Raw genomic sequence first — 20,944 nt, 5'->3', positions numbered from 1 at the left:
CGCGTTTGCAGTGCAACATACCTATCCGGGCTGGTCTTGTGCGCCAAGGCTCTTGCTTTCAACCACGAGGGTCTAGCAAGATGCGCAAGACCGCCCATATCGAGGGTCCAGAACCCGCGCGAATTGCCGAAGGGAAACAAACATGGCCGACACAACGATGACCCCCGCCGACGCCCCCAAGAAGCGCGCTTCGAAGGCGGCAGACGATGTCGTCGCCACAGTAACTGAAACCAGCGAAAGCACCTCAGATTCTGCGAAGGGTCGCTTTACCAAGGCGATCGAGGAAGCGAAGGCCGGTGCTGAAGCGCTCAAGGGTGAAGCAATGGAAAAGGGCGCTGCCTACAAGGCCAAGGTAAGCGGTACGACCGCTGACTGGGTCGATGAAGCCAAGGTTTACGCCGGACAGGCAAAGGAAAAAGGCGCTGCTCTTGCCGTTGAAGGCAAGGCCCGCGCGAGCGACGCACTCGGAGTGCTCGGCAAGACCATTTCGGACACTGCGACAACCATCGATGAAAAGCTGGGCGTGCAGTACGGCGACTATGCCCGCAGCGCAGCGCGTTCGATCCAGGAGACCGCGGCAAAGCTTGAGGCCAAGGACCTTGGTGAGCTGGGCGACGATGTGAAGGAATTCGTGCGCAAGAGCCCGGGTGTCGCGATCGGCGTTGCCGCAGTGGCCGGCTTTGCGATCGCGCGCTTGTTGTCGGGCGGATCGGACGACTGACCGCGCAGAACGCGGCGGTAATGGCCCGATGAGCGAGCATAACTCCACCTGGACGCCCGATCCCTCACCGTCTGAGGCGGGGATCGGCGCGGCCATCAAGGCCCTGATTGAAGACGGGCAAACTCTCCTCGAAGCCGAAATCGCTTACAGGAAAGCCCAGGCTACATATGGCTTGGGCGAAGCAAAGGCGATCATCGTCTTTCTGCTTCTCGGATTGGCATTCGGCTTCTTCACGCTGCTGGCAATCGTCGTCGGGCTGCTGCTTGCCCTTGCCCACTACGTCGGCGTGTGGGGAGCACTCGCCATCGTCGGCGGGGCGCTGGCGCTTTTGGCCATCGTGTGTCTGGCGCGAGCGAGCAAGCGCATCCGCGCTGCCAAGGCGGCGCTCAGCGCGGGAGGGAAGCCATGACTGCTCCTCTCGAGCTGACTGCCGCAAGGGCGCTTCGTGATGAAGCGTTGAGCGTGGTCAAGGGCGACCTTGAAATCGCCAAGCTGGAGCTTTCTCCAGGGCGCGTGAAGGAACGCGCGGTGGAGGAAGCCGTTGAAATGCTCGACAGCGCTCGTGCAGTTGCCGACGAGAACAAGGTGGTCATCGGCGTAACCGTCGCTGCACTCTTTGGATGGTTCTTCCGCGAGCCACTCCAGCAACTGGCCGAGCGCGTGATCGACAAAGTCCGATCCGGAGATTGAGATGAGCGAAGAACTGCAAGTGAACGGCGCAGAGACGCTGCGTGAAAAGGTTGACGCGGCCAAGTCCCGTCTGGCGGAACGCACTGCCAGCTCCAAATCGGTCCAGACCGTCAAGGGGCTGATTGAAGAACACCCGGTGGCTTCCGTCGCGGCGGGCATTCTTCTTGGCGCGCTCGTTGCCAAGGCGCTGCCCTCTGTCGGCCGGAGCAGTAACAAGGCCAAAGGTGCGGCCGAGGATGCGGCCAGTTCGCTGCGCAAGAGTGCGTCAGGGCTGGCGGCAGTCGCCGGCAAGCTGGCCATAGACTATGCGACCCGGGCGCGGGAAGCTGGTCGTGACGGGCTGCACAAGGTCGAGGAACTCAGTGGCACGGTTGGCGAGAGAATTGCCGACGGCAGTGACGAGGCCCGCCGCAAGGCTGTCGACTTGTCCGAGATCGTTCGCTCTGCCGCCATCGAGGCCAGCGAAGCGGCCTTGCGCAAGGTGAACGAGCTCACTTCGCGCATCAAGCCTTAAAAAGGGCTCGGGCGAGCCGTTCGCATGACTTGCGCGCGGCTCGTCTTTTTGTCAGTGGCGCACATGAATCCTCCCCAAAGGAAAGTCGCCAATGCAAAAGCTGCACCTCGTGATGGGCGGGCGGGTCAAAGACCCCCAAGGCCTCGAATTCCAAGACCTCAAGGCTGTCGACGTTGTCGGTGTGTTCCCAGACTATGCCAGCGCTGAAGAAGCTTGGCGCGGGGCTGCCCAGAAGACGGTGGACGATGCCGAGATGCGCTACGTGATCGTGCATCTTCATCGCCTGCTCGAACCGGCACTGCCGAAGGACTGAGCAAGCCAACAAAAAAGGCCCCGGATCGCTCCGGGGCCTTTTTTCGTTTGTTGCAATCAATCCCTCAGATGAATTCGATCTTCTGGACGAGGTAGAACTTGTCGCCCGAGGGCACGGTCACCTCGATTTCCTCATCAACCTTGCGACCGATCAGAGCCTTGCCCAGCGGCGAGTTGTAGCTGATCATTCCCTTCTTGGCGTCCGCCTCATAGGGGCCGACGATCTGGTACTTCACCGGCTTCTCGTCGTCGTCGAGCAGCGTGACCGTGGCGCCGAAGATGATCTTGTCGCCCGAAAGGGTCGTCGGGTCGATGATTTGCGCGCGACTGACGCGATCCTCGAGATCGGCGATCGTCGCTTCGACCTGGCCCTGACGCTCCTTGGCCGCATGATATTCCGCGTTTTCCGAAAGGTCGCCATGGGCGCGCGCTTCCTCGATCGCGTCGACGATCCGCGGCCGCTCCTCGCGCAGCGCTTTCAGCTCGGCAGTCAGCTTTTCGTAGCCTTCCGCAAGCATCGGCAGCTTTTCCACACTCGCCATTCGCAAACTCACTTTCCTGTCACACCCCGGTTGCCGTTACGGCACCCGAGGGAAAACCTGCCCTCGCCGACCGGCGCCGAATGCGCCGAGCCGGACCAGTCTCATGACAATGCCGGGGGACTAATAAGGTTCAAGCATAATAGTCCTGCAACGAACGCACTTCAAGTTCGGCAGAGCGGAGCGCCTCGATCGCCTCCACCGCCGCGACAGAAGCCGCCGCCGTAGTGAAGTACGGAACACGCGAATTGAGCGCCGAAGCACGGATCGACTGCGAGTCCTTGTGGCTCTGCCAGCCTTCGGTGGTGTTGAAGATCAGCGCGATGTCGCCATCGATGATCCGGTCAACGATGTGCGGACGGCCCTCGGCCACCTTGTTCACGCGTTCGACGATCACACCGGCATCCTGCAGATAGCGCGCCGTGCCACCGGTCGCGACGATCTTGAAGCCGAGGCTGATAGCCTTGCGCACGGCGGGCAGGATCACCGCCTTGTCGCTGTCCTTCACCGAGACGAAGATCGTCCCGCCCTGCGGCAACTTGGTGCCCGCACCCAGCTGCGACTTGGCGAAGGCGACCGCAAAGGTCTTGTCGACGCCCATGACCTCGCCGGTCGACTTCATTTCCGGCGACAGGACCGGATCGATGCCGGGGAAGCGCGCAAACGGGAACACCGCTTCCTTGACCGCCATGTAGTCGATCTCGCGCTTGATTGCCGGGAGATCGGCCAGCTTCTCACCGGCCATGACGCGCGCGGCGATCTTGGCGATCGGCGTGCCCACGGCCTTGGCGACGAACGGCACGGTGCGGCTGGCGCGCGGGTTGACCTCGATGAGGTAGACTTCGCCGTCCTTGATCGCGAACTGGATGTTCATCAGCCCGCGCACGTTGAGTCCGCGAGCGAGCAGGACTGCCTGACGCTCCATCTCCGCAATGATCTCTGGCGGAAGGCTGTAGGGCGGCAGGGTGCAGGCGCTGTCGCCCGAGTGGATGCCGGCTTCCTCGATGTGCTGCATGACGCCGGCGACGGTCACGTCGTCACCATCGGCCAGCGCATCGACGTCGCACTCGATCGCATCGCGCAGGTACTGGTCGATCAGCACCGGGCTGTCGCCCGAGACCTGCACGGCAGTGGCGATGTAGTCGTCAAGCTGCGCCTGGCTGTCGACGATTTCCATGGCACGCCCGCCAAGCACGTAGCTAGGACGGATCAACACCGGGTAGCCGATGCGGCTGGCCACGGCGACGGCTTCGTCACGGCTGCGCGCGATGCCGTTCTGCGGCTGCTTGAGGCCAAGCTTGGCGACCAGTGCGGCAAAACGCTCACGGTCTTCGGCAAGGTCGATCGAATCCGGCGAGGTACCGAGGATCGGAATGCCCGCATCCTGCAGCGCCTGCGCCAGCTTCAGCGGGGTCTGCCCGCCGAACTGCACGATCACGCCGACGAGTTCGCCCTTCGACTGCTCTACCGCGAGGATCTCCAGCACGTCTTCAGCCGTCAGCGGCTCGAAGTAGAGGCGGTCCGAGGTGTCGTAGTCGGTCGAGACGGTTTCAGGGTTGCAGTTGACCATGATGGTCTCGAACCCGGCATCGCCCAGCGCAAAGCAGGCGTGGCAGCAGCAGTAGTCGAACTCGATGCCCTGCCCGATGCGATTCGGGCCGCCGCCGAGTATGACGATCTTGCGGGCGTCGGTCGGCGATGCCTCGTTCTCCGGCTCGCCGAACAGCGCGCCTTCATAGGTCGAGTACATGTAGGGCGTCACCGCTTCGAACTCGGCGGCGCAGCTGTCGATGCGCTTGAACACTGGGCGCACGCCGAGCTTGTGGCGCAGGGCGCGGACTTCGGCTTCGCTGGTGGCGCCAGCCATTGCGCGCAGAGCATCGTGCAGCAATCCCGAGCGCTTGGCCTGGGTCTCACCCAGACCACCGGCAACGCCGATGCCGCGCACGGCCAGTGTGGCGAGGCGCTTGTCGGAGAAGCCCATCGCCTTCAGCCGGCGCAGACCGGCCGCATCGTTGGGCAGGCCATCGCGCTGCACGGCGTTCTCAGCCTCCACGATCTCGTGGATATGGCGCAGGAACCACGGCTCATACTTGGTGACGGCGTGGACTTCGTCGACCGAGAGGCCCTCGCGGAAGGCCTGTGCGATCACCAGCAGGCGATCGGGCGTGGCGCGGGCGAGCGCGGCGGTGATCTCGTCACGGCTCGCACCTTCAAGCCCGACGACGCGGTTGAAGCCATCGAGGCCGGTTTCCAGCCCGCGCAGGGCCTTCTGCATCGATTCCTTGATGTTGCGGCCAATCGCCATGACCTCGCCGACCGACTTCATCGCCGTGCCCAGCAGCGGCTCAGCACCCTTGAACTTCTCAAAGGCGAAGCGCGGGATCTTGGTGACGACGTAGTCGATGGTCGGCTCGAACGCTGCCGGGGTTGCCCCGGTGATGTCGTTCATGATCTCGTCAAGCGTGTAGCCCACGGCGAGCTTGGCCGCGACCTTGGCGATCGGGAAGCCGGTGGCCTTCGAGGCCAGCGCCGATGAGCGCGACACGCGGGGGTTCATCTCGATGACGATCAGGCGGCCGTCCTTCGGATTGACGGCAAACTGCACGTTCGAACCGCCTGTTTCAACGCCGATCTCGCGGAGCACCGCGATCGATGCATTGCGCATGATCTGGTATTCCTTGTCGGTCAGCGTCAGCGCCGGGGCGACGGTGATGGAATCGCCGGTGTGGACGCCCATCGGATCGACGTTCTCGATCGAGCAGATGATGATGCAGTTGTCCTTCTTGTCGCGGACAACCTCCATCTCGTATTCCTTCCAGCCGAGGAGCGATTCCTCGATCAGGACTTCGGTCGTGGGGGAAGCTTCGAGGCCGCCCTTCACGATCTTGACGAACTCTTCCTTGTTGTAGGCAATGCCGCCGCCGGTCCCGCCCATGGTGAAGCTGGGGCGGATGATCGAAGGCAGGCCGGTGCGCTCGAGGATTTCCAGCGCCTCGTCGATGGTGTGCGCCACGCCCGAGCGCGCGGATTCGAGGCCGATCTTGTCCATCGCCTCGCGGAAGCGCTGGCGGTCCTCGGCCTTGTCGATCGCATCGGCATTGGCGCCGATCATCTGCACGCCGAACTTCTCGAGCGTGCCATCGTTGAACAGCGCCAGCGCGGTGTTGAGCGCGGTCTGCCCGCCCATCGTCGGGAGCAGCGCATCGGGGCGCTCCTTCTCGATGATCTTGGCGACGACTTCGGGCGTGATCGGCTCGACATACGTCGCGTGCGCCATGTCCGGATCGGTCATGATCGTCGCCGGGTTCGAGTTGACCAGGATGATGCGATAGCCCTCTTCCTTGAGCGCCTTCACCGCCTGCGTGCCCGAATAATCGAACTCGCAAGCCTGGCCGATGATGATCGGCCCGGCGCCGATGATCAGGATCGAGGAGATGTCAGTGCGTTTGGGCATTATCGCTCTCGTGTTTCAGCCCCCGACGTGTGCAAACGCGCCGGGAGAGGGAAATCTCAGGGTGTCAGCCGCTCAACCGAGCGACGCTACAAACTTCTCGAACAGGTAGAAACTGTCCTGCGGGCCCGGCGAAGCCTCCGGGTGATACTGCACACCGAAGGCTTTCTTGCCCTTCACCGCGATGCCGCAGTTCGAGCCGTCGAACAGCGAGACGTGGGTTTCGATGACGTTGTCGCCCAGCGCGCCCGGTGCGTTGTCGACCGCGAAGCCGTGGTTCATCGAGGTGATCTCGACAACACCGTCCTCGATGCGCTTGACCGGGTGGTTGGCGCCGCGGTGGCCTTGGTGCATCTTGGTGGTGCGGGCACCGGCGGCGAGCGCGAGCATCTGGTGGCCGAGGCAGATGCCGAAGATCGGCACGTCTTGCTCCAGCAGCTTCTGGATCACCGGCACGGCATAAGCGCCGGTTGCCGCCGGATCGCCCGGGCCGTTCGACAGGAACACGCCATCGGGCTTCAGTTCAAGGATCGTTTCCAGCGAGGTCTCGGCCGGAACCACCGTCACCGCCGCGCCTGCCTTAACGAGGTTGCGGAAGATGTTGTCCTTCGCGCCGAAGTCCACGGCGACGACATGCGGGCGCTTGTCATGTGGTGAGCGGCCATAGCCCTTGCCGAGATGCCAGACCGAGCCTTCCCAGCTTTCCTGCCCGTCGCGCGTGACGACGCGGGCAAGGTCCATGCCTTCAAGTCCGGGCCAGGTCTTCGCGCGCTCGATCAATGCGGGGATATCGAATTCGCCCTTGGGATCGTGGGCGATCACGGCGTTGGGCGCGCCGCTCATGCGGATGCGCCGGGTCAGCGCGCGAGTGTCGAGACCGGCGATGCCGATCTTGCCCTGCTTTTCCATCCACTGCTGGAAGGTTCCGGCGGCGCGGAAGTTGGCAGGCGCGGTCACGTCCTCGCGCACCACGCAGCCGACGGCGCCCGGCGTGTCATGGCTTTCCATGTCTTCGGGATTGGTGCCGACGTTGCCGACATGCGGGAAGGTGAAAGTCACGATCTGCGCCGCGTAGGACGGATCGGTCATCACTTCCTGATAGCCGGTCATCGCGGTGTTGAAACACACCTCGCCCACGGCTGCACCGGCAGCGCCGAAACCACGTCCCCAGGCAACAGACCCATCGGCAAGTACAAGGACTCCCGTCGCGCCATCTGGTTGAGGCGCGTGCGAAAGTGCGGGGTCGGCCATGATATGGGGCGCTCCGTTGGCAGGTGTTCTGGCGATGTTGCTAAGGGGCGGCTGCTAGACCCGACTCGACGCAGCGTCAACCTAGCGATTCCCGAAAGTTTGCCCTACATGGAAGGTTTCCCGCCATGACGGCGGAGAACTCCACGGGAAATACGATTACATGATCCGCGATACCATCAAGGCCGCGCAGGTTTCTGCCATGAAAGCGGGTGATAAACCCCGCCTCGCCGCCGTCCGCCTGATCCTCGCCAAGCTCAAGGACAAGGACATCGAACTGCGCACGGCCTCGGCCGTGCCGGAAGACGACGTGCTGGTGACCGACGTGCTGCAGAAGATGGCCAAGCAGCGCCGCGAATCGATCTCGCTCTACGAACAGGGCGGCAGGCAGGAACTGGCCGACGTCGAGAAGGCCGAACTCGCGGTGATCGAGGAATTCCTGCCGCAGCAGATGGGCGAGGACGAGGTGAAGGCCGCAATCGCCGCGATCATCGCCGAAACCGGCGCTGCGGGCATGAAGGACATGGGGCGCGTCGTGGCGGCCTTGAAGGCGAAGCACGGGACGCAGCTCGATATGGGCAAGGCCAGCGGGCTGGTGAAGGCGGCGCTTTCGGCCTGATCGCGCAATGAGCCTCTCCCCACAATGGCTGGACGAGCTCCGCTCCCGCATCTCGCTTTCGGGCGTGATCGGGCGGAGCGTTCGCGTGACCAAGGCGGGGCGAGAGTTCAAGGCGTGCTGCCCGTTCCACAACGAGAAGACGCCCAGCTTCACGATCAACGACGAAAAGGGCTTCTACCACTGCTTCGGCTGTGGCGCGCATGGCGACGTGATCCGCTGGATGACCGACCATCAGGGCCTGCCCTTCATGGATGCGGTGAAGGAGCTGGCGCTGCAGGCGGGCATGGAAGTCCCTGCCCCCGATCCGCGCGCCGCCAAGAAAGCCGAGCAGCAGAAGTCGCTGCACGACGTGATGCAGGCGGCGCAAGACTTCTTCGTGCGCTGCCTTGCGGAGGATCGCGGCAGCGAGGCCCGGCGCTATCTCGCCTCGCGCGGGTTTCCTGCGCAGATCGTGCGCGATTTCGGCTTTGGGTTTGCACCAGACAGCCGCACAGCGCTCAAGGAAGCGCTCTCGGCGTTTCCGGACGAAATGTTGATCGAAGCCGGCCTGCGTATCGTGGTCGAGGGTAAGGAACCCTACGATCGCTTTCGCGGACGCCTCATGCTGCCAATTCTCGATCCGCGCGGACGCGTGATCGCCTTTGGCGGCCGCATCCTGACAGCCGAAAAGACTGACGCGCCGAAGTATCTTAACTCGCCGGATACCCCGCTCTTCGACAAGGGCCGCACCGTCTACAACCTGCACCGTGCCGGCCCTGCCTCACGCCAGAACGGGCGCGTCGTGGTGGTCGAAGGCTACATGGACGTCGTCGCCCTGGCAGCGGCAGGCATCGGCGAGGCCGTCGCCCCGCTCGGCACCGCGCTTACCGAGCATCAGATCGAGCGTCTGTGGCGCCTCGTCGAAACACCCACTCTGTGTTTCGACGGGGACAGCGCCGGGCAGCGCGCGGCTATGCGCGCCATCACCCGCGCCCTCCCCCTGCTCCGCCCCGGTCACTCATTGCGCATTGTCACCCTGCCAGCCGGCATGGACCCGGACGATGTCGTCAAGAAGCAAGGCCCCGCAGCGATGGAACAGCTTCTCGCCGAAGCGCGCAGTCTGGTCGATGTCCTGTGGGAAGCCGAACGCAACTCTGCGCCCCTCACCACTCCCGAAGACAAGGCAGGCCTCAAGGCACGGCTGCTCGCGCATTGCGAGACGATCCAGCACCCCGACATCAAGTCGCTCTACCGCCGCGAGCTGACCGAGCGATTTGGCGAACTGGCATTTGCCCGGAAAGAGCGGGCGCCGTTCCAGTCGCGGCAAGGCACCGGCCCACGCGGCAAGGGCCAGCCGTGGAAGCCTGCGCCCGCCCCCCTTGCGGAACAGGACAAGGCGCGGATGCTGCGGATCGGAACCGGCCCCAGCAGCAGCCTGCTCGCTGCGGTACTGGACGGCCTGATCTGCCACCCCCAGCACATTTCGCGCCACGCGGACGCGCTCGCGCGGCTTCAGCCAGACAATCCAGATACTTGCGCCCTTATTGATGCCCTGCTCGTCTTGTCCGATGCGGGGCAACCGCTTGAAAGCAAGACCCTGCGCACCATATTGCTGGAACGAGGGCTTCGGCCCCCGTCAGCGCAGGACTATGCCGGAATGCGATTCGGCTTTTTGGTCAGTGGTGGTGATTCGGCGGGAGACGAACTGGCCGAGGCAATTGCCATTCTGGTCGAGTGGCCGGCGGTTGAAGAGGCGCTTGCAGAGGCAAACAAGCGCGTCGAAACCGAACTTTCGGAAGAAAACTTCGCTGAACAGCAAAGATTGATCGCGCGGAGTATGGCGTTGCGTGCCCGTTTGGGGCAAATGGGCCGTGCTCGTGCTGCGTTATAATTATAGCAATAGGCGCAACCGGGTCTGCCAAGGCCCGGCTCTCAGATGGTGGTACCTGGGTTAAATGGCTTCGAACGACAAGACCGATAGCGGCGACGCTCCGCTGATCGACCTCAACGATGCATCGATCAAGAAGCTGATCGCGCGCGCCAAGCGCCGCGGGATCATCACGTATGACGAGCTGAACGAGGCCCTCCCCCAGGACCAGATGTCTTCCGAGCAGATCGAGGACATCATGGCGGCGATCTCCGAGATGGGCGTCAACATCGTCGAGAGCGACGAGGACGCCGTCGATCCGGAAGAGAAGGCGCAGGACGACGAGCTCGACGAAGCCGAGACCGTCGAAGATCGCCCCGACGTCATCAAGCGCAAGGAAACGGTCGAGCGGACCGACGACCCTGTGCGCATGTACCTGCGCGAAATGGGCGCCGTCGAACTGCTCAGCCGCGAAGGCGAAATCGCCATCGCCAAGCGCATCGAAGCAGGGCGTGACACCATGATCATGGGCCTGTGCGAAAGCCCGATCACTTTCCACGCCATCATCCAGTGGTCCGACGCGCTCAACGCCGGAGAAATGCAGCTGCGCGAGATCCTCGATCTCGACGCGATGCTTTCGAAGGAGCCTCAGCCCGAAAACCTTTCCGAGGACGGTGAAGAGGCCGAGCCCGAGATCAGCGAAGCTACCGCCGGTCCGACGTTCAAGGAAGAAGAGGACGTCGAGGAGGAAGAATCCTCCGACGACGAGGACGACGAACTGCGCGAGCGCCGTGCCCGTCCGGCTGAGGAAGAGGAAGAAGACAACACTCTCAGCCTCGCCCAGATGGAAGCACAGCTGAAGCCGGCCGCGCTTGAACGCTTTGCCGAAATCACCTCGCTGTTCCGTGCCTTCGAAAAGATCCAGGCAGAGCGTCTCGACGCGCTCGGCATGGGCAACGATTTCCCCGCCGCCAAGGAAGCGCAGTACCAGAAGCTGCGCGAAGACCTGACCGCGCAGGTCGAATCGGTGCAGTTCCACGCCTCGAAGATCGAATACCTCGTCGACAATCTCTACGCCTTCAACCGTCGTCTGACGACGCTGGGCGGCCAGATGCTGCGCCTTGCCGAGCGCCACAAGGTCTCGCGCAAGGACTTCCTCGACATGTATGTCGGGCATGAGCTTGACGACGGCTGGCTGCAGGCCTTGGCTGGTCGCGACAAGAAGTGGGCTGCGTTTGCCGCAAACGAAGCCACTCCGGTCGAACGCATTCGCGCCGAGATCGCCGATATCGCAGCCGCCACCGGCATGTCGCTGGGCGAATTCCGTCGCATCGTGAACATGGTCCAGAAGGGCGAGCGCGAAGCGCGCATTGCCAAGAAGGAAATGGTCGAGGCCAACCTGCGCCTCGTGATCTCGATCGCCAAGAAGTACACGAACCGCGGCCTGCAGTTCCTCGACCTCATTCAGGAAGGCAACATCGGCCTGATGAAGGCGGTCGACAAGTTCGAATACCGCCGCGGCTACAAGTTCTCGACCTACGCCACCTGGTGGATCAGGCAGGCGATCACGCGTTCGATCGCCGACCAGGCGCGCACGATCCGCATCCCGGTCCACATGATCGAGACGATCAACAAGCTGGTCCGCACCAGCCGCCAGTTCCTGCACGAGCAGGGCCGCGAACCGACGCCGGAAGAAATGGCCGAGCGTCTGTCGATGCCGCTCGAAAAGGTCCGCAAGGTGATGAAGATCGCCAAGGAGCCGATCTCCCTCGAAACGCCGATCGGTGACGAGGAAGATTCGCACCTCGGCGATTTCATCGAGGACAAGAACGCGATCATTCCGGTCGATGCGGCGATCCAGGCGAACCTCAAGGAAACGGTCACCCGCGTCCTCGCCAGCCTCACCCCGCGTGAAGAGCGCGTGCTGCGCATGCGCTTCGGCATCGGCATGAACACCGATCACACGCTGGAAGAAGTGGGCCAGCAGTTCTCGGTCACCCGCGAACGTATCCGCCAGATCGAGGCCAAGGCGCTGCGCAAGCTCAAGCACCCGTCGCGCTCGCGCAAGATGCGCTCGTTCCTCGACCAGTAAGCGATCCGCTGATGGAAGGCGCTGCCCCCGGACCGGTTCTGGAATGGGGGTATCGTCCCGAAAGTTGGCCAATGCGCGAACTGCGGCGGCAGTTGCGGGATCTGCAGACGCATTTTCCCGCGATGCGTCGCGCAAAGTTCTCGGCCTATAACCTGGCCACGCGCCACCTTGGCCTGTTTGTTGACCCCGAGATTCGTCTGCTGCGCAAGCTCGCCCCGTTGGGCCTCGCGATCGACGTAGGCGGCAATTGGGGGCAGAGCGTCGTCGCCTTGCAGCGCTATGCACGGCCTCGAAAGATCATCACCATCGAACCGATCCCCACGCTGGCGCAGCAACTTCGCCAGCAGTTTTCCCGGGACAGCGGCGTGGATGTGCGGGAAATGGCGCTCGGTCCGGCGAGCGGCGAACAGCACATCCACGTGCCGCGCTATCGCAACTTCATCTATGACGGCATTGCCTCGCTAGACCGCGAAGCTGCGCTTCATTGGCTTGATGAGCGGCGGATGGCGCGGTTCACACCAGATCGGCTTGTGGTCGACAGCCACAAGGTAAGGATCGAGACGCTCGACGTGCTGGAACTGGCCCCTGATCTCATCAAGATCGACGTTCAGGGCTTCGAATCGCAAGTCATCGGCGGTGGCCTCAAGACGATCGCCACGCATCAGCCTGCGATCATCATCGAGCGGCCCGAGGCGTCTGCTGTCGCAGTCCTCGGCAAGCTGGGCCTGGCGCCTTATGGCTGGAACGGGAAACGCCTCGTGTCGGGCGATCTCACCCGGAAAAACGCGATCTTCCTCTCCGGCCGACACAGCGCCTTGCTGGATTGACTTCCGGACCGGTAGCCAAGGCTGCTAGGCGGCGTGGACAAATTCCACAACGCCACGGTTGCCCTGTAAAAGGCCTTGGCGAGGCGCGAGGGCGCAGGAAGAGTGGGGCCTCTTTCAAGGCCGAGCAACGCTGCCAAGGCCTTTTACAAGGCAACCCCTGCGGGGCTGGACCAAAAACCGCCATTTCGGCGTCGGCTCGTCGCACAATATTCCCGATATTGCGCTTCCTCGCCTCCTTGAACTGGCGGTTTTTGCCTCCAGCCGTGGCGTTGTGGAATTTGTCCACGCCGCCTAGTCAATCCTGTAGACCGCAAGGCGCACAGTATTGCCGACCTTCCCGCCCTTTGCGATGAACAGGGCTCGGTTCACCCAATCGTATCCGGCATGACCGGTCTCGAGCCGGATTGCTGTGCGCATGTAATACTCGGCCGGGTTGACTTCCTCGCCCCCGGCGATGCGCGCATGCACCTCTGCCGTTGCATGCCGAATGCCCTGGCTGATGACTTCGATCACTGCGCCGTCTTCGGTCTCGACCGCATAGCGCGCGTCCAGTTCTGCAATCCCTTCGCGAGAGACGGTCTGCCAGTCGGCCCCGATCGGCAAAATGCGACCGCGGAGCAGCGGACCCTCCGCGTTACCCCCCACAATCGGGATGATCCGCCGGGCACCCATTGGACATTCGCCCATCTCATGGGGCTTGCACAGTTCGACAACCAGATCGGTCACATGGGTCAGCGCAATGCTCACGCGGGCACCCGGGCAACTTGGGCACCTTCAGGGATCGTCCTTGGCGCACCGTTCAGGCGGTCCTTGGCAAAGCCTGCAGCCTGCTGATAGGCCAGCATGAACGCGCTGCGCTCCGCCGCCGGAATGACATCGTCGATATCTTCGAACTGTCCGCCGCAGCGTTCGTCCACCATATTCAGCAAACCAAAGGGCCCAGCCCCGCGGTTGCGCATCGCCACCTGCCCGATCGGGCCACAGAACTCGCCGTCAAACTGGGCAAGCGCATCGGGCGTAACGCCCCGCTCCACCATGATGCGCCCGATGTGGCGAGCATCGACAATTGCCTGAGACGCGCCGTTGGACCCCGTGGGATACATCGGATGCGCCGCGTCCCCGATCAGCGCAACGGGTCCATCGACCCAGGTCGGCAAGGGATCGCGATCGATCATCGGGTTCTCGTAAGCCATGTCAGACTTTGCCAGCAACGCCGGCAGATCAAGCCAGTCGTAGACGAACCCATCGAACTCGTGCGCGAACTCCTCCATCTCGACAGGCCTGAACCACCCCGACTTGGTCCAGTCATGACTGGTGTCGTAAGTCTGCTCGGCGATCCAGTTGATATCGGACAAGCCGTCAGCATCCGGGTGCGAGATCGGGTAGATCACCACGCGATGCCGGCTCGTGCCAAGGCCGACAAAGGAGGAACCCGAACGGATCGGCACGCCCTTGGCGGTCCCGCGCCACATGATCGTCCCACCCCAATGGATCGGCGGCTGATCGGGGTGCATCTGCGCACGGATCGCCGAATGTATGCCATCGGCGCCGAAAAGCAGCGTTCCCGCCACCTCCTCGACCTTGCCCGAACGGTCCTCGACCAGCGCGGTAACCGATCCATCCGCTTCCTTGCGATAGCCGGTGACCTTGCTGCCCAGTCTTACCGCCTGTGGGCCAATGCGCTCGATCACCTTGCGGTAGAGCAGCATATGAAATTCGCCCCGATGCACTGCATACTGGTGCCAGTTGTATCCCGCCAGCTTCCCACGCGGCTCGGAATATATCTCTCGCCCATTGAGACCGACCAGAGCCCACTCCCGCGCCGGGATGCCAACCGCATCCATCTCGGCCTCACCAATGCCGAGGTCCTCGAGTTCCCGAACGGCGTTGGGCTGGAGGTTTATGCCGACGCCAAGCGGCTTCAACTCACGAACGGACTCGAAAACCGTGCAAGAGACGCCGATCTGGTGCAGCGTCAGTGCAAGCGTGAGTCCGCCAATGCCGCCCCCGGCGATGAGCACGTGTTCCTGCGGCATTTCCGTTCGTCCCGTCCGATCCTGATTGCCGGGCCTTTACGCATCGCACGATCCGGTCGCAACCGCGATGACGCTCCCAGCTGTTAGGATGAGCCCCATCGGGCAGATTTCCCGCAGCGATTTGCGGTGGCTTGTTGCGCTGCAAGAGCCTAAAGGCGCGCCAACGAATCCCCGAATACCGTCGTCGAGTAACGATCCCCATGCGTATCGCCATCGCTTCCGATCATGCCGCTGTCGACCTGAAGGCCGCCCTGCGTGAGTACCTCATCGGCCTCGGCCATGAAGTTGCCGACCTGGGTCCCGAGACGGCCGATCGCGTCGATTATCCTGACTATGGCTACAAGCTGGCCTCGATAGTCGCCGAGGGCATTGCCGAGCGTGGCGTTGCCCTTTGCGGATCAGGCATCGGCATCTCGATCGCGGTAAACCGCGAACCGGCTTGCCGCTGCGCGCTGGTTTCCGAACCGCTTTCTGCTGCGCTCGCACGCGAACACAATGACGCGAACGTCATCGCGATGGGCGCACGCCTGACTGGCGAGGACATGGCCAAGGCCTGCCTCGACGCATTTCTCTCCACCGAATTCGGCGGTGGCCGCCATGCCGGCCGCGTCGAAAAGCTTTCCAACCCCGCAATCTGAAGGAGCCCCAGAGATGACCACCGCCACAGCAGCGCCGGAAATCCGCAAAGCCGGCTTCTTCACCGAGCATCTGGAAACGGCCGATGCCGAAGTGTTCGCCGCGATCAAGGGCGAACTGCACCGCCAGCAGACCAAGATCGAGCTGATCGCATCTGAAAACATCACCAGCCGCGCCGTGCTCGAAGCCACGGGTTCGGTCTTCACCAACAAGTACGCCGAAGGCTATCCGGGCAAGCGCTACTATGGTGGCTGCGAGTACGCTGACATCGTCGAGAATCTGGCGATCGAGCGTGCCAAGCAACTGTTCGGCTGCAACTTCGCCAACGTCCAGCCCAACTCGGGCAGCCAGATGAATCAGGCCGTGTTTCTCGCCCTGCTGCAGCCGGGCGACAGCTTCATGGGCCTCGACCTGAATTCGGGCGGTCACCTCACCCACGGCTCGCCAGTCAACATGAGCGGCAAGTGGTTCAATGTGATCCCCTACGGCGTACGCCCTGACGATCACATGATCGACATGGACGAGGTTGCCCGCCTTGCCCGCGAGCACAAGCCCAAGCTGATCATCGCCGGTGGCACCGCCTACTCGCGCACCTGGGACTGGGCCGCCTTCCGCGCCATCGCCGACGAAATCGGAGCATGGCTGCTGGTCGACATGTCGCACATCTCGGGTCTCGTTGCCGGTGGCGCGCATCCTTCGCCCTTCCCGCACGCTCACGTCGTCACCACCACGACGCACAAGAGCCTGCGCGGCCCGCGTTCCGGCGTGATCCTCACCAATGACGAGGATCTGGCCAAGAAGTTCAACACTGCCGTGTTCCCCGGCCTCCAGGGTGGTCCGCTGGTCCACGTCATCGCCGGCAAGGCCGTTGCCTTTGGTGAAGCACTGCGCCCTGAATTCAAGGCCTATGCCCACCAGATCGTCGCCAATGCCAAGGCGCTTGCCGAAAGCATCAAGGACGCAGGCCTGGGCATCGTTTCGGGCGGCACCGACAACCACCTCATGCTGGTCGACCTGACCGCGAAGGACGTGACCGGCAAGGCCGCCGAAAAGGGCCTCGATCGCGCCTGGCTGACCTGCAACAAGAACGGCGTTCCGTTCGACAAGCGCTCGCCTTTCGTCACTTCGGGCATCCGCCTCGGCACGCCGGCCGGCACCACCCGCGGTTTCCGCGAGGAAGAGTTCCGCACCATCGGCAAGCTGATCGTCGAAGTCGTCGATGGCCTTGCGCGCAATGGCGATGAGGGCGATGGTCAGGTCGAACAGCGCGTGCGCGATCGCGTCGCGGAGCTTTGCGCGCAGTTCCCGATCTATCCGGAGCTGTAAGCCTATGAACGACCAGAACGATCTCGCCGCCCGCGCCAAGGACGAGCTGTCCGGTATGGCCAAGCAGGGGCTTGCCCACCCATCGACCAAGCCGGTGCTCACCGGTGCGGCAATCGGCGCGGTCGCGGGCGTTCTCCTCCCGGTCGTTTCCTTGCCACTCGGCCTTGCCGTGGGTGCTGGCGTTGCCTTCTGGCAGAGGATCAAGCGCTGAGCCGTGCGTTGTCCGTTCTGCGCCCATGACAACAGCCAGGTAAAGGACAGCCGGCCGAGCGAGGACAACACCTCGATCCGCCGGCGCCGTCAGTGTGAAGGCTGTGGGGCGCGCTTCACCACGTTCGAGCGCGTGCAGTTGCGTGAGGTCGTCGTGGTGAAAAGCGGAGAGCGACGTGAACCGTTCGACCGCTTCAAGATCGAACAGTCGGTGTCGCTCGCCTGCCGCAAGCGTCCGGTCGCGCAGGAACGGCTCGACCAGCTCGTCTCGGGCATCCAGCGCCAGATCGAGACCATGGGCGATTCAGAAGTACCGTCCAAGGTCATCGGCGAGATGGTCATGGAAGGCCTGCGCCAGCTAGATAGCGTGGCCTACATCCGCTTTGCCAGCGTCTACCGCGACTTCACCGAAGCGCGCGACTTTGAGGAATTCGCCTCGAGCGTCCAGGAAATGAGCGGCCGCGCCTGACCATGAGTGACACAGAACAGCGCCAACCGGTCATCGTGCTGGTCCGCCCTCAGTTGGGCGAAAACATCGGCAAGGCCGCCCGCGCCATGCTCAATTTCGGCCTCACCGAGATGCGGCTCGTATCTCCGCGCGATGGCTGGCCCAATCCATCCGCCGGTCCCGCCGCCGCTGGTGCCGACAGGGTTCTCGAGAAGGCACAGGTCTTCGAGACACTCGCCGACGCCGTCAGCGATTGCAGCCACGTCTACGCCACCACCGTGCGCAAACGTGGCGTAACCAAGCCGGTTTTGACGCCGGAGCAGGCCGCGAAGGACATCATTGCCGCGCAGGGCCGCAGCGCGATCATCTTCGGGCCGGAACGGTCAGGCCTTGAAACGGACGACGTGGCACTTGCCCGCGCCATCATCACCGTGCCGATCAACCCCGAATTCGGCTCGCTCAACCTCGCGCAGGCTGTCATCTTGTGCGCGTATGAATGGTCCAAGCACGTCGATCTGGTTCAGCCTACTGTAGAGGACATGCTGCCCCCTGCTCCGCAGGAAGAGTTTGAAGGCATGTTCGAACAGTTTTGCACGATGCTTGAGCCGCGTGGCTATTTCGAGCCTGAGGCTCGGGCAGCCGCCACGCGGCGCACATTGCGCACGATGCTGACCAAGCCGGGCTGGAACCATCTCGAAGTGCGCACGATGCGCGGAGTGTTGAGCGCTCTTCGCCGCAAGGAAGGCTCGAAGCCGGGCGACGAGCCGCGCAGTTGACCTTCAGTCGTTGATCGCTCGGTTGCTGCGCTGGGCTTGTATGGCATCTGCGGCGTCGATCAGCCGGTCCCAGAAATCGGTCACAAGCCCGACCGGGATACCGAGCTCGAACGCGCGGCGACGAATCACCGTGAGCTGGGCTTTGCGCTCATCATCAGAAAGCTCTCGTTGGGCCGCAGTGCTTGCAGCCAATCCAAACCGTTGAGACAAAAGCGAAAGTATTTGAAGGTCGATCGCCTCCAGGCCGCCGGAAGCACATTCCAACGGCTGCGACTGGTCAGGACGAGGCGGCCCTTCGTGCATCATTTTCGATAGCACCTTAAAATCACTACCCTGTCTATGGCCGCTGCCCTTGACAAAGCGCTAATTGTCTGTTCTTGGCCGCGCTTCGCAATTGGCCTCGCACTCCCGGTGAAGCGGCGGCCGCATTTCGCAATCGGTGGAATGGTGCGTGTCCGGGACTTGAAGCATCGGCGCGTTTGCCGGTGTACTGCAAATTGAAAGGCAGCGCATGTCCAAGCGCAAGGCATCCAAGTACAAAATTGACCGCCGTCTTGGCGAGAACATCTGGGGTCGTCCCAAGTCGTCGGTGAACCGCCGTTCGTATGGCCCCGGCCAGCACGGCCAGCGCCGCAAGAGCAAGGTCTCGGACTTCGGCATCCAGCTCCGCGCCAAGCAGAAGCTCAAGGGCTACTACGGCGACGTGACCGAGAAGCAGTTCAAGCGCACCTACCAGGAAGCGTCGAAGATGAAGGGCGACACCGGTCAGAACCTGATCGGCCTGCTCGAACAGCGCCTCGACATGGTCGTGTACCGCGCCAAGTTTGCGCCGACCATCTTCTCGGCCCGTCAGGTCGTTTCGCACGGTCACATCTACGTCAACGGCGTGAAGTGCAACATCGCTTCGCGTCGCGTTCGCCCCGGCGACGTGATCAGCCTCGGCAAGAAGGCCAAGGAAATGGCTCTCATCGCCGAAGCACAGTCGCTGCCCGAGCGTGAAGTTCCCGACTATGTCGCCACCGAAGGCGACAAGGCCACCTTCACCCGCGTTCCGACGCTGGACGAAGTGCCTTATCCGGTGAAGATGGAGCCGAATCTGGTCGTCGAATTCTATTCGCGCTGATCGGTTTCAGAACCACTGCAGAACACGACGAAGGCGGGGCGCAAGCTCCGCCTTTTTCGCGTTTTTAAACAGGCTGTTGCGTTTTGTTTTGCGGGCAAAATTTGCGATTGCGCGGGGAACTATGAAGGCCCGTGGCGATTAGAAAAGCATGTCTCTCTATCGCTTCGTCACCCCCCATCGCATCGGCAAATGGTACCCGGACCTCCTTACCGCACAGCGCCAGGCCTTCGCAATCGGAGCAGGCTTCCTCGATGAGCGAACAGGCGAATTCTACGCCTACAAGGACACGCGGTTGGAGACGCACGATCCCATGATGCAGAACGGTGCGGAGGACCTTGCCGCCTAACGCGCGAGGTAGTCCCGCCTGAAATCAGCCGCAAAGCCCGTAAAGCGCCCCTCTGCAATCGCCGCACGCATGCCTGCCATGAGCTGCTGGTAAAACCAGAGGTTGTGCTCGGTCAGCAGCATGGCGCCCAGCATCTCGCCTGACTTGTGGAGGTGGTGCAGATAGGCGCGGCTGTACTTGGTGCAGGTCGGGCACGGGCATCGTTCGTCGAGAGGGCCGGTGTCTTCCGCATGTCGGGCGTTGCGCATGTTCACCGGGCCATTCCAGGTAAAGCCCTGCCCGTTGCGACCGGAACGCGTCGGCAGGACGCAGTCGAACATGTCGACCCCGCGCTCGACCGCGCCGACAAGATCGTCGGGCTTGCCAACGCCCATCAGATAGCGCGGCCGATCTGCAGGCAACTGCTGCGGCGCGAATTCGAGCGTGGCGAACATGGCTTCCTGCCCTTCGCCCACGGCAAGGCCACCGATGGCATAGCCGTCGAAACCGATATCGGTCAGGGCGTCAGCACTGTCCTTGCGCAAGCGTTCGTCAAGCGCACCCTGCTGGATGCCGAATAGCGCCGAGCGTTCGGCATGTTCGCCGCCGGCATTGAACGCGTCACGGCTGCGCCTTGCCCAACGCATCGACATTTCCATCGATTTGGCAATCACATCGCGCGGCTGGTCAGCGCGCGGGCACTCATCGAAGCACATCACGATATCGGACCCGAGCAGGCGCTGGATCTCCATCGATCGTTCCGGGCTCAGCAGGTGACGCGAGCCATCGAGGTGGCTGGCGAAAGTCACGCCTTCCTCGGTGATCTTGCGCAACTCCGACAGGCTCATGACCTGGTAACCGCCACTGTCGGTCAGTATCGGACGGTCCCAGCCGCCGAACTTGTGCAGGCCACCAAGCCGCGCGACGCGCTCTGCTCCGGGCCGGAGCATCAGGTGATACGTGTTGCCAAGGATGATGTCCGCTCCGCTGGCGCGCACGTCCTCCATCTTCATCGCCTTGACCGTCGCGGCAGTACCCACCGGCATGAACGCCGGCGTGCGAATGTCGCCGCGCATCATGCGGATCGTGCCGGTACGCGCTTTTCCGTCGGTGGCGTGGATATCGAAGGCAAAACGGGTCATCGTGCGGAGATCTCGGCAAAAAGAGTGTTGCGGCCCTTAGGCGCAATCGCCAAAGCGCGC

The 20,944-nt window shown here is 63.0% G+C and carries 23 protein-coding genes; 16 read left to right on the top strand and 7 right to left on the bottom strand.

Annotated elements, in window-relative coordinates; all coding sequences use genetic code 11:
- Window positions 1-142: 142 nt before the first annotated feature.
- The 5 genes from HGI46_RS04190 (at window position 143) to HGI46_RS04170 (ending at window position 2,238) form a co-directional block, all read left to right on the top strand.
- On the top strand, window positions 143-721 hold the full coding sequence (locus tag HGI46_RS04190) for a hypothetical protein (RefSeq protein WP_118074010.1): 579 nt from the start codon (window positions 143-145) through the stop codon (window positions 719-721).
- 28 nt (window positions 722-749) lie between these two features.
- Window positions 750-1,130 (top strand): phage holin family protein, encoded by a 381-nt coding sequence (locus HGI46_RS04185; protein ID WP_168903234.1) that lies wholly within the window; start codon window positions 750-752, stop codon window positions 1,128-1,130.
- A complete protein-coding gene (locus HGI46_RS04180) occupies window positions 1,127-1,411 on the top strand; it encodes a hypothetical protein (RefSeq protein WP_168903233.1) in 285 nt (94 codons plus the stop codon). Before HGI46_RS04185 ends, HGI46_RS04180 begins: the two co-directional genes overlap by 4 nt.
- 1 nt (window position 1,412) lies before the next feature.
- Window positions 1,413-1,925: a hypothetical protein gene (locus HGI46_RS04175; protein WP_168903232.1), complete on the top strand. Its 513-nt coding sequence runs from the start codon at window positions 1,413-1,415 to the stop codon at window positions 1,923-1,925.
- A gap of 91 nt (window positions 1,926-2,016) precedes the next feature.
- Entirely contained in the window at window positions 2,017-2,238 is a 222-nt protein-coding gene (locus HGI46_RS04170; protein ID WP_168903231.1) for a DUF4170 domain-containing protein, read from the top strand.
- Between the two features lie 64 nt (window positions 2,239-2,302).
- Here the strand turns inward: HGI46_RS04170 and greA are convergent, their stop codons facing one another.
- From greA to carA, 3 genes are all read right to left on the bottom strand, one after another.
- Complete coding sequence (gene greA / locus HGI46_RS04165) at window positions 2,303-2,779, bottom strand: transcription elongation factor GreA (RefSeq protein WP_011445873.1); 477 nt, start codon at window positions 2,777-2,779, stop codon at window positions 2,303-2,305.
- 130 nt (window positions 2,780-2,909) lie between these two features.
- Window positions 2,910-6,233: a carbamoyl-phosphate synthase large subunit gene (gene carB / locus HGI46_RS04160; RefSeq protein WP_168903230.1), complete on the bottom strand. Its 3,324-nt coding sequence runs from the start codon at window positions 6,231-6,233 to the stop codon at window positions 2,910-2,912.
- Window positions 6,234-6,305: 72 nt separating this feature from the next.
- Window positions 6,306-7,481 (bottom strand): glutamine-hydrolyzing carbamoyl-phosphate synthase small subunit, encoded by a 1,176-nt coding sequence (gene carA, locus HGI46_RS04155; RefSeq protein WP_168903229.1) that lies wholly within the window; start codon window positions 7,479-7,481, stop codon window positions 6,306-6,308.
- A gap of 160 nt (window positions 7,482-7,641) precedes the next feature.
- On the opposite strand from carA, the gene HGI46_RS04150 reads away from it, so the two are divergent.
- The 4 genes from HGI46_RS04150 (at window position 7,642) to HGI46_RS04135 (ending at window position 12,862) form a co-directional block, all read left to right on the top strand.
- Entirely contained in the window at window positions 7,642-8,097 is a 456-nt protein-coding gene (locus HGI46_RS04150; protein ID WP_168903228.1) for a GatB/YqeY domain-containing protein, read from the top strand.
- A 7-nt stretch (window positions 8,098-8,104) separates the two neighbouring features.
- A complete protein-coding gene (dnaG, locus tag HGI46_RS04145) occupies window positions 8,105-9,967 on the top strand; it encodes a DNA primase (protein ID WP_168903227.1) in 1,863 nt (620 codons plus the stop codon).
- Window positions 9,968-10,031: 64 nt separating this feature from the next.
- The gene (gene rpoD / locus HGI46_RS04140; RefSeq protein ID WP_168903226.1) at window positions 10,032-12,035 is read left to right on the top strand and encodes an RNA polymerase sigma factor RpoD; all 2,004 of its coding nucleotides are present in this window, start codon (window positions 10,032-10,034) and stop codon (window positions 12,033-12,035) included.
- Window positions 12,036-12,046: 11 nt separating this feature from the next.
- Window positions 12,047-12,862, top strand: a complete 816-nt coding sequence (locus HGI46_RS04135) for an FkbM family methyltransferase (RefSeq protein WP_168903225.1) — start codon at window positions 12,047-12,049, stop codon at window positions 12,860-12,862.
- A 291-nt stretch (window positions 12,863-13,153) separates the two neighbouring features.
- Here the strand turns inward: HGI46_RS04135 and HGI46_RS04130 are convergent, their stop codons facing one another.
- Both HGI46_RS04130 and HGI46_RS04125 read right to left on the bottom strand, forming a co-directional pair.
- Window positions 13,154-13,609, bottom strand: a complete 456-nt coding sequence (locus HGI46_RS04130; protein ID WP_168903224.1) for a DUF3237 domain-containing protein — start codon at window positions 13,607-13,609, stop codon at window positions 13,154-13,156.
- Window positions 13,606-14,898 carry a flavin-dependent oxidoreductase gene (locus HGI46_RS04125; protein ID WP_168903223.1) on the bottom strand — a complete coding sequence of 431 codons (1,293 nt, stop codon included), beginning with the start codon at window positions 14,896-14,898 and terminating at the stop codon, window positions 13,606-13,608. Before HGI46_RS04125 ends, HGI46_RS04130 begins: the two co-directional genes overlap by 4 nt.
- 200 nt (window positions 14,899-15,098) lie before the next feature.
- Here HGI46_RS04125 and rpiB point away from each other — a divergent pair, with 200 nt between their 5' ends.
- From rpiB to HGI46_RS04100, 5 genes are read left to right on the top strand one after another with little or no spacing between them, the layout of a single operon-like run.
- On the top strand, window positions 15,099-15,536 hold the full coding sequence (gene rpiB, locus HGI46_RS04120; protein WP_118074024.1) for a ribose 5-phosphate isomerase B: 438 nt from the start codon (window positions 15,099-15,101) through the stop codon (window positions 15,534-15,536).
- Window positions 15,537-15,549: 13 nt separating this feature from the next.
- Window positions 15,550-16,860: a serine hydroxymethyltransferase gene (glyA, locus tag HGI46_RS04115; protein ID WP_039331262.1), complete on the top strand. Its 1,311-nt coding sequence runs from the start codon at window positions 15,550-15,552 to the stop codon at window positions 16,858-16,860.
- Window positions 16,861-16,864: 4 nt separating this feature from the next.
- The gene (locus HGI46_RS04110; RefSeq protein ID WP_118074025.1) at window positions 16,865-17,071 is read left to right on the top strand and encodes a hypothetical protein; all 207 of its coding nucleotides are present in this window, start codon (window positions 16,865-16,867) and stop codon (window positions 17,069-17,071) included.
- 3 nt (window positions 17,072-17,074) lie between these two features.
- The gene (gene nrdR / locus HGI46_RS04105; RefSeq protein ID WP_039331266.1) at window positions 17,075-17,539 is read left to right on the top strand and encodes a transcriptional regulator NrdR; all 465 of its coding nucleotides are present in this window, start codon (window positions 17,075-17,077) and stop codon (window positions 17,537-17,539) included.
- Between the two features lie 2 nt (window positions 17,540-17,541).
- Window positions 17,542-18,294, top strand: a complete 753-nt coding sequence (locus tag HGI46_RS04100) for an RNA methyltransferase (RefSeq protein WP_168903222.1) — start codon at window positions 17,542-17,544, stop codon at window positions 18,292-18,294.
- A gap of 3 nt (window positions 18,295-18,297) precedes the next feature.
- Here the strand turns inward: HGI46_RS04100 and HGI46_RS04095 are convergent, their stop codons facing one another.
- The gene (locus HGI46_RS04095) at window positions 18,298-18,600 is read right to left on the bottom strand and encodes a chorismate mutase (protein ID WP_168903221.1); all 303 of its coding nucleotides are present in this window, start codon (window positions 18,598-18,600) and stop codon (window positions 18,298-18,300) included.
- A gap of 205 nt (window positions 18,601-18,805) precedes the next feature.
- Here HGI46_RS04095 and rpsD point away from each other — a divergent pair, with 205 nt between their 5' ends.
- Together rpsD and HGI46_RS04085 are read left to right on the top strand one after the other, a co-directional pair.
- Complete coding sequence (rpsD, locus tag HGI46_RS04090; RefSeq protein ID WP_118074028.1) at window positions 18,806-19,417, top strand: 30S ribosomal protein S4; 612 nt, start codon at window positions 18,806-18,808, stop codon at window positions 19,415-19,417.
- Window positions 19,418-19,565: 148 nt separating this feature from the next.
- Window positions 19,566-19,763 (top strand): hypothetical protein, encoded by a 198-nt coding sequence (locus HGI46_RS04085; RefSeq protein ID WP_118074029.1) that lies wholly within the window; start codon window positions 19,566-19,568, stop codon window positions 19,761-19,763.
- On the opposite strand, the gene tgt is transcribed toward HGI46_RS04085, so the two are convergent.
- Window positions 19,760-20,884, bottom strand: coding sequence for a tRNA guanosine(34) transglycosylase Tgt (tgt, locus tag HGI46_RS04080; RefSeq protein ID WP_168903220.1), 1,125 nt, complete (start codon window positions 20,882-20,884; stop codon window positions 19,760-19,762). The genes HGI46_RS04085 and tgt overlap by 4 nt on opposite strands.
- Between the last annotated feature and the right edge of the window lie 60 nt (window positions 20,885-20,944).

Source organism: Novosphingobium sp. ERW19, from assembly GCF_012641315.1.
Classification (GTDB): domain Bacteria; phylum Pseudomonadota; class Alphaproteobacteria; order Sphingomonadales; family Sphingomonadaceae; genus Novosphingobium.
This window is presented reverse-complemented; position numbering and strand designations above follow the sequence as displayed.

What these genes read in the sequence shown, in the direction of transcription:
- HGI46_RS04190 (WP_118074010.1), top strand. Translation starts at nt 143, where the DNA reads ATGGCCGACACAACGATGACCCCCGCCGACGCCCCCAAGAAGCGCGCT.
- HGI46_RS04185 (WP_168903234.1), top strand. Translation starts at nt 750, where the DNA reads ATGAGCGAGCATAACTCCACCTGGACGCCCGATCCCTCACCGTCTGAG.
- HGI46_RS04180 (WP_168903233.1), top strand. Translation starts at nt 1,127, where the DNA reads ATGACTGCTCCTCTCGAGCTGACTGCCGCAAGGGCGCTTCGTGATGAA.
- HGI46_RS04175 (WP_168903232.1), top strand. Translation starts at nt 1,413, where the DNA reads ATGAGCGAAGAACTGCAAGTGAACGGCGCAGAGACGCTGCGTGAAAAG.
- HGI46_RS04170 (WP_168903231.1), top strand. Translation starts at nt 2,017, where the DNA reads ATGCAAAAGCTGCACCTCGTGATGGGCGGGCGGGTCAAAGACCCCCAA.
- greA (WP_011445873.1), bottom strand. Translation starts at nt 2,779, where the DNA reads ATGGCGAGTGTGGAAAAGCTGCCGATGCTTGCGGAAGGCTACGAAAAG.
- carB (WP_168903230.1), bottom strand. Translation starts at nt 6,233, where the DNA reads ATGCCCAAACGCACTGACATCTCCTCGATCCTGATCATCGGCGCCGGG.
- carA (WP_168903229.1), bottom strand. Translation starts at nt 7,481, where the DNA reads ATGGCCGACCCCGCACTTTCGCACGCGCCTCAACCAGATGGCGCGACG.
- HGI46_RS04150 (WP_168903228.1), top strand. Translation starts at nt 7,642, where the DNA reads ATGATCCGCGATACCATCAAGGCCGCGCAGGTTTCTGCCATGAAAGCG.
- dnaG (WP_168903227.1), top strand. Translation starts at nt 8,105, where the DNA reads ATGAGCCTCTCCCCACAATGGCTGGACGAGCTCCGCTCCCGCATCTCG.
- rpoD (WP_168903226.1), top strand. Translation starts at nt 10,032, where the DNA reads ATGGCTTCGAACGACAAGACCGATAGCGGCGACGCTCCGCTGATCGAC.
- HGI46_RS04135 (WP_168903225.1), top strand. Translation starts at nt 12,047, where the DNA reads ATGGAAGGCGCTGCCCCCGGACCGGTTCTGGAATGGGGGTATCGTCCC.
- HGI46_RS04125 (WP_168903223.1), bottom strand. Translation starts at nt 14,898, where the DNA reads ATGCCGCAGGAACACGTGCTCATCGCCGGGGGCGGCATTGGCGGACTC.
- rpiB (WP_118074024.1), top strand. Translation starts at nt 15,099, where the DNA reads ATGCGTATCGCCATCGCTTCCGATCATGCCGCTGTCGACCTGAAGGCC.
- glyA (WP_039331262.1), top strand. Translation starts at nt 15,550, where the DNA reads ATGACCACCGCCACAGCAGCGCCGGAAATCCGCAAAGCCGGCTTCTTC.
- HGI46_RS04110 (WP_118074025.1), top strand. Translation starts at nt 16,865, where the DNA reads ATGAACGACCAGAACGATCTCGCCGCCCGCGCCAAGGACGAGCTGTCC.
- HGI46_RS04100 (WP_168903222.1), top strand. Translation starts at nt 17,542, where the DNA reads ATGAGTGACACAGAACAGCGCCAACCGGTCATCGTGCTGGTCCGCCCT.
- HGI46_RS04095 (WP_168903221.1), bottom strand. Translation starts at nt 18,600, where the DNA reads ATGATGCACGAAGGGCCGCCTCGTCCTGACCAGTCGCAGCCGTTGGAA.
- rpsD (WP_118074028.1), top strand. Translation starts at nt 18,806, where the DNA reads ATGTCCAAGCGCAAGGCATCCAAGTACAAAATTGACCGCCGTCTTGGC.
- HGI46_RS04085 (WP_118074029.1), top strand. Translation starts at nt 19,566, where the DNA reads ATGTCTCTCTATCGCTTCGTCACCCCCCATCGCATCGGCAAATGGTAC.
- tgt (WP_168903220.1), bottom strand. Translation starts at nt 20,884, where the DNA reads ATGACCCGTTTTGCCTTCGATATCCACGCCACCGACGGAAAAGCGCGT.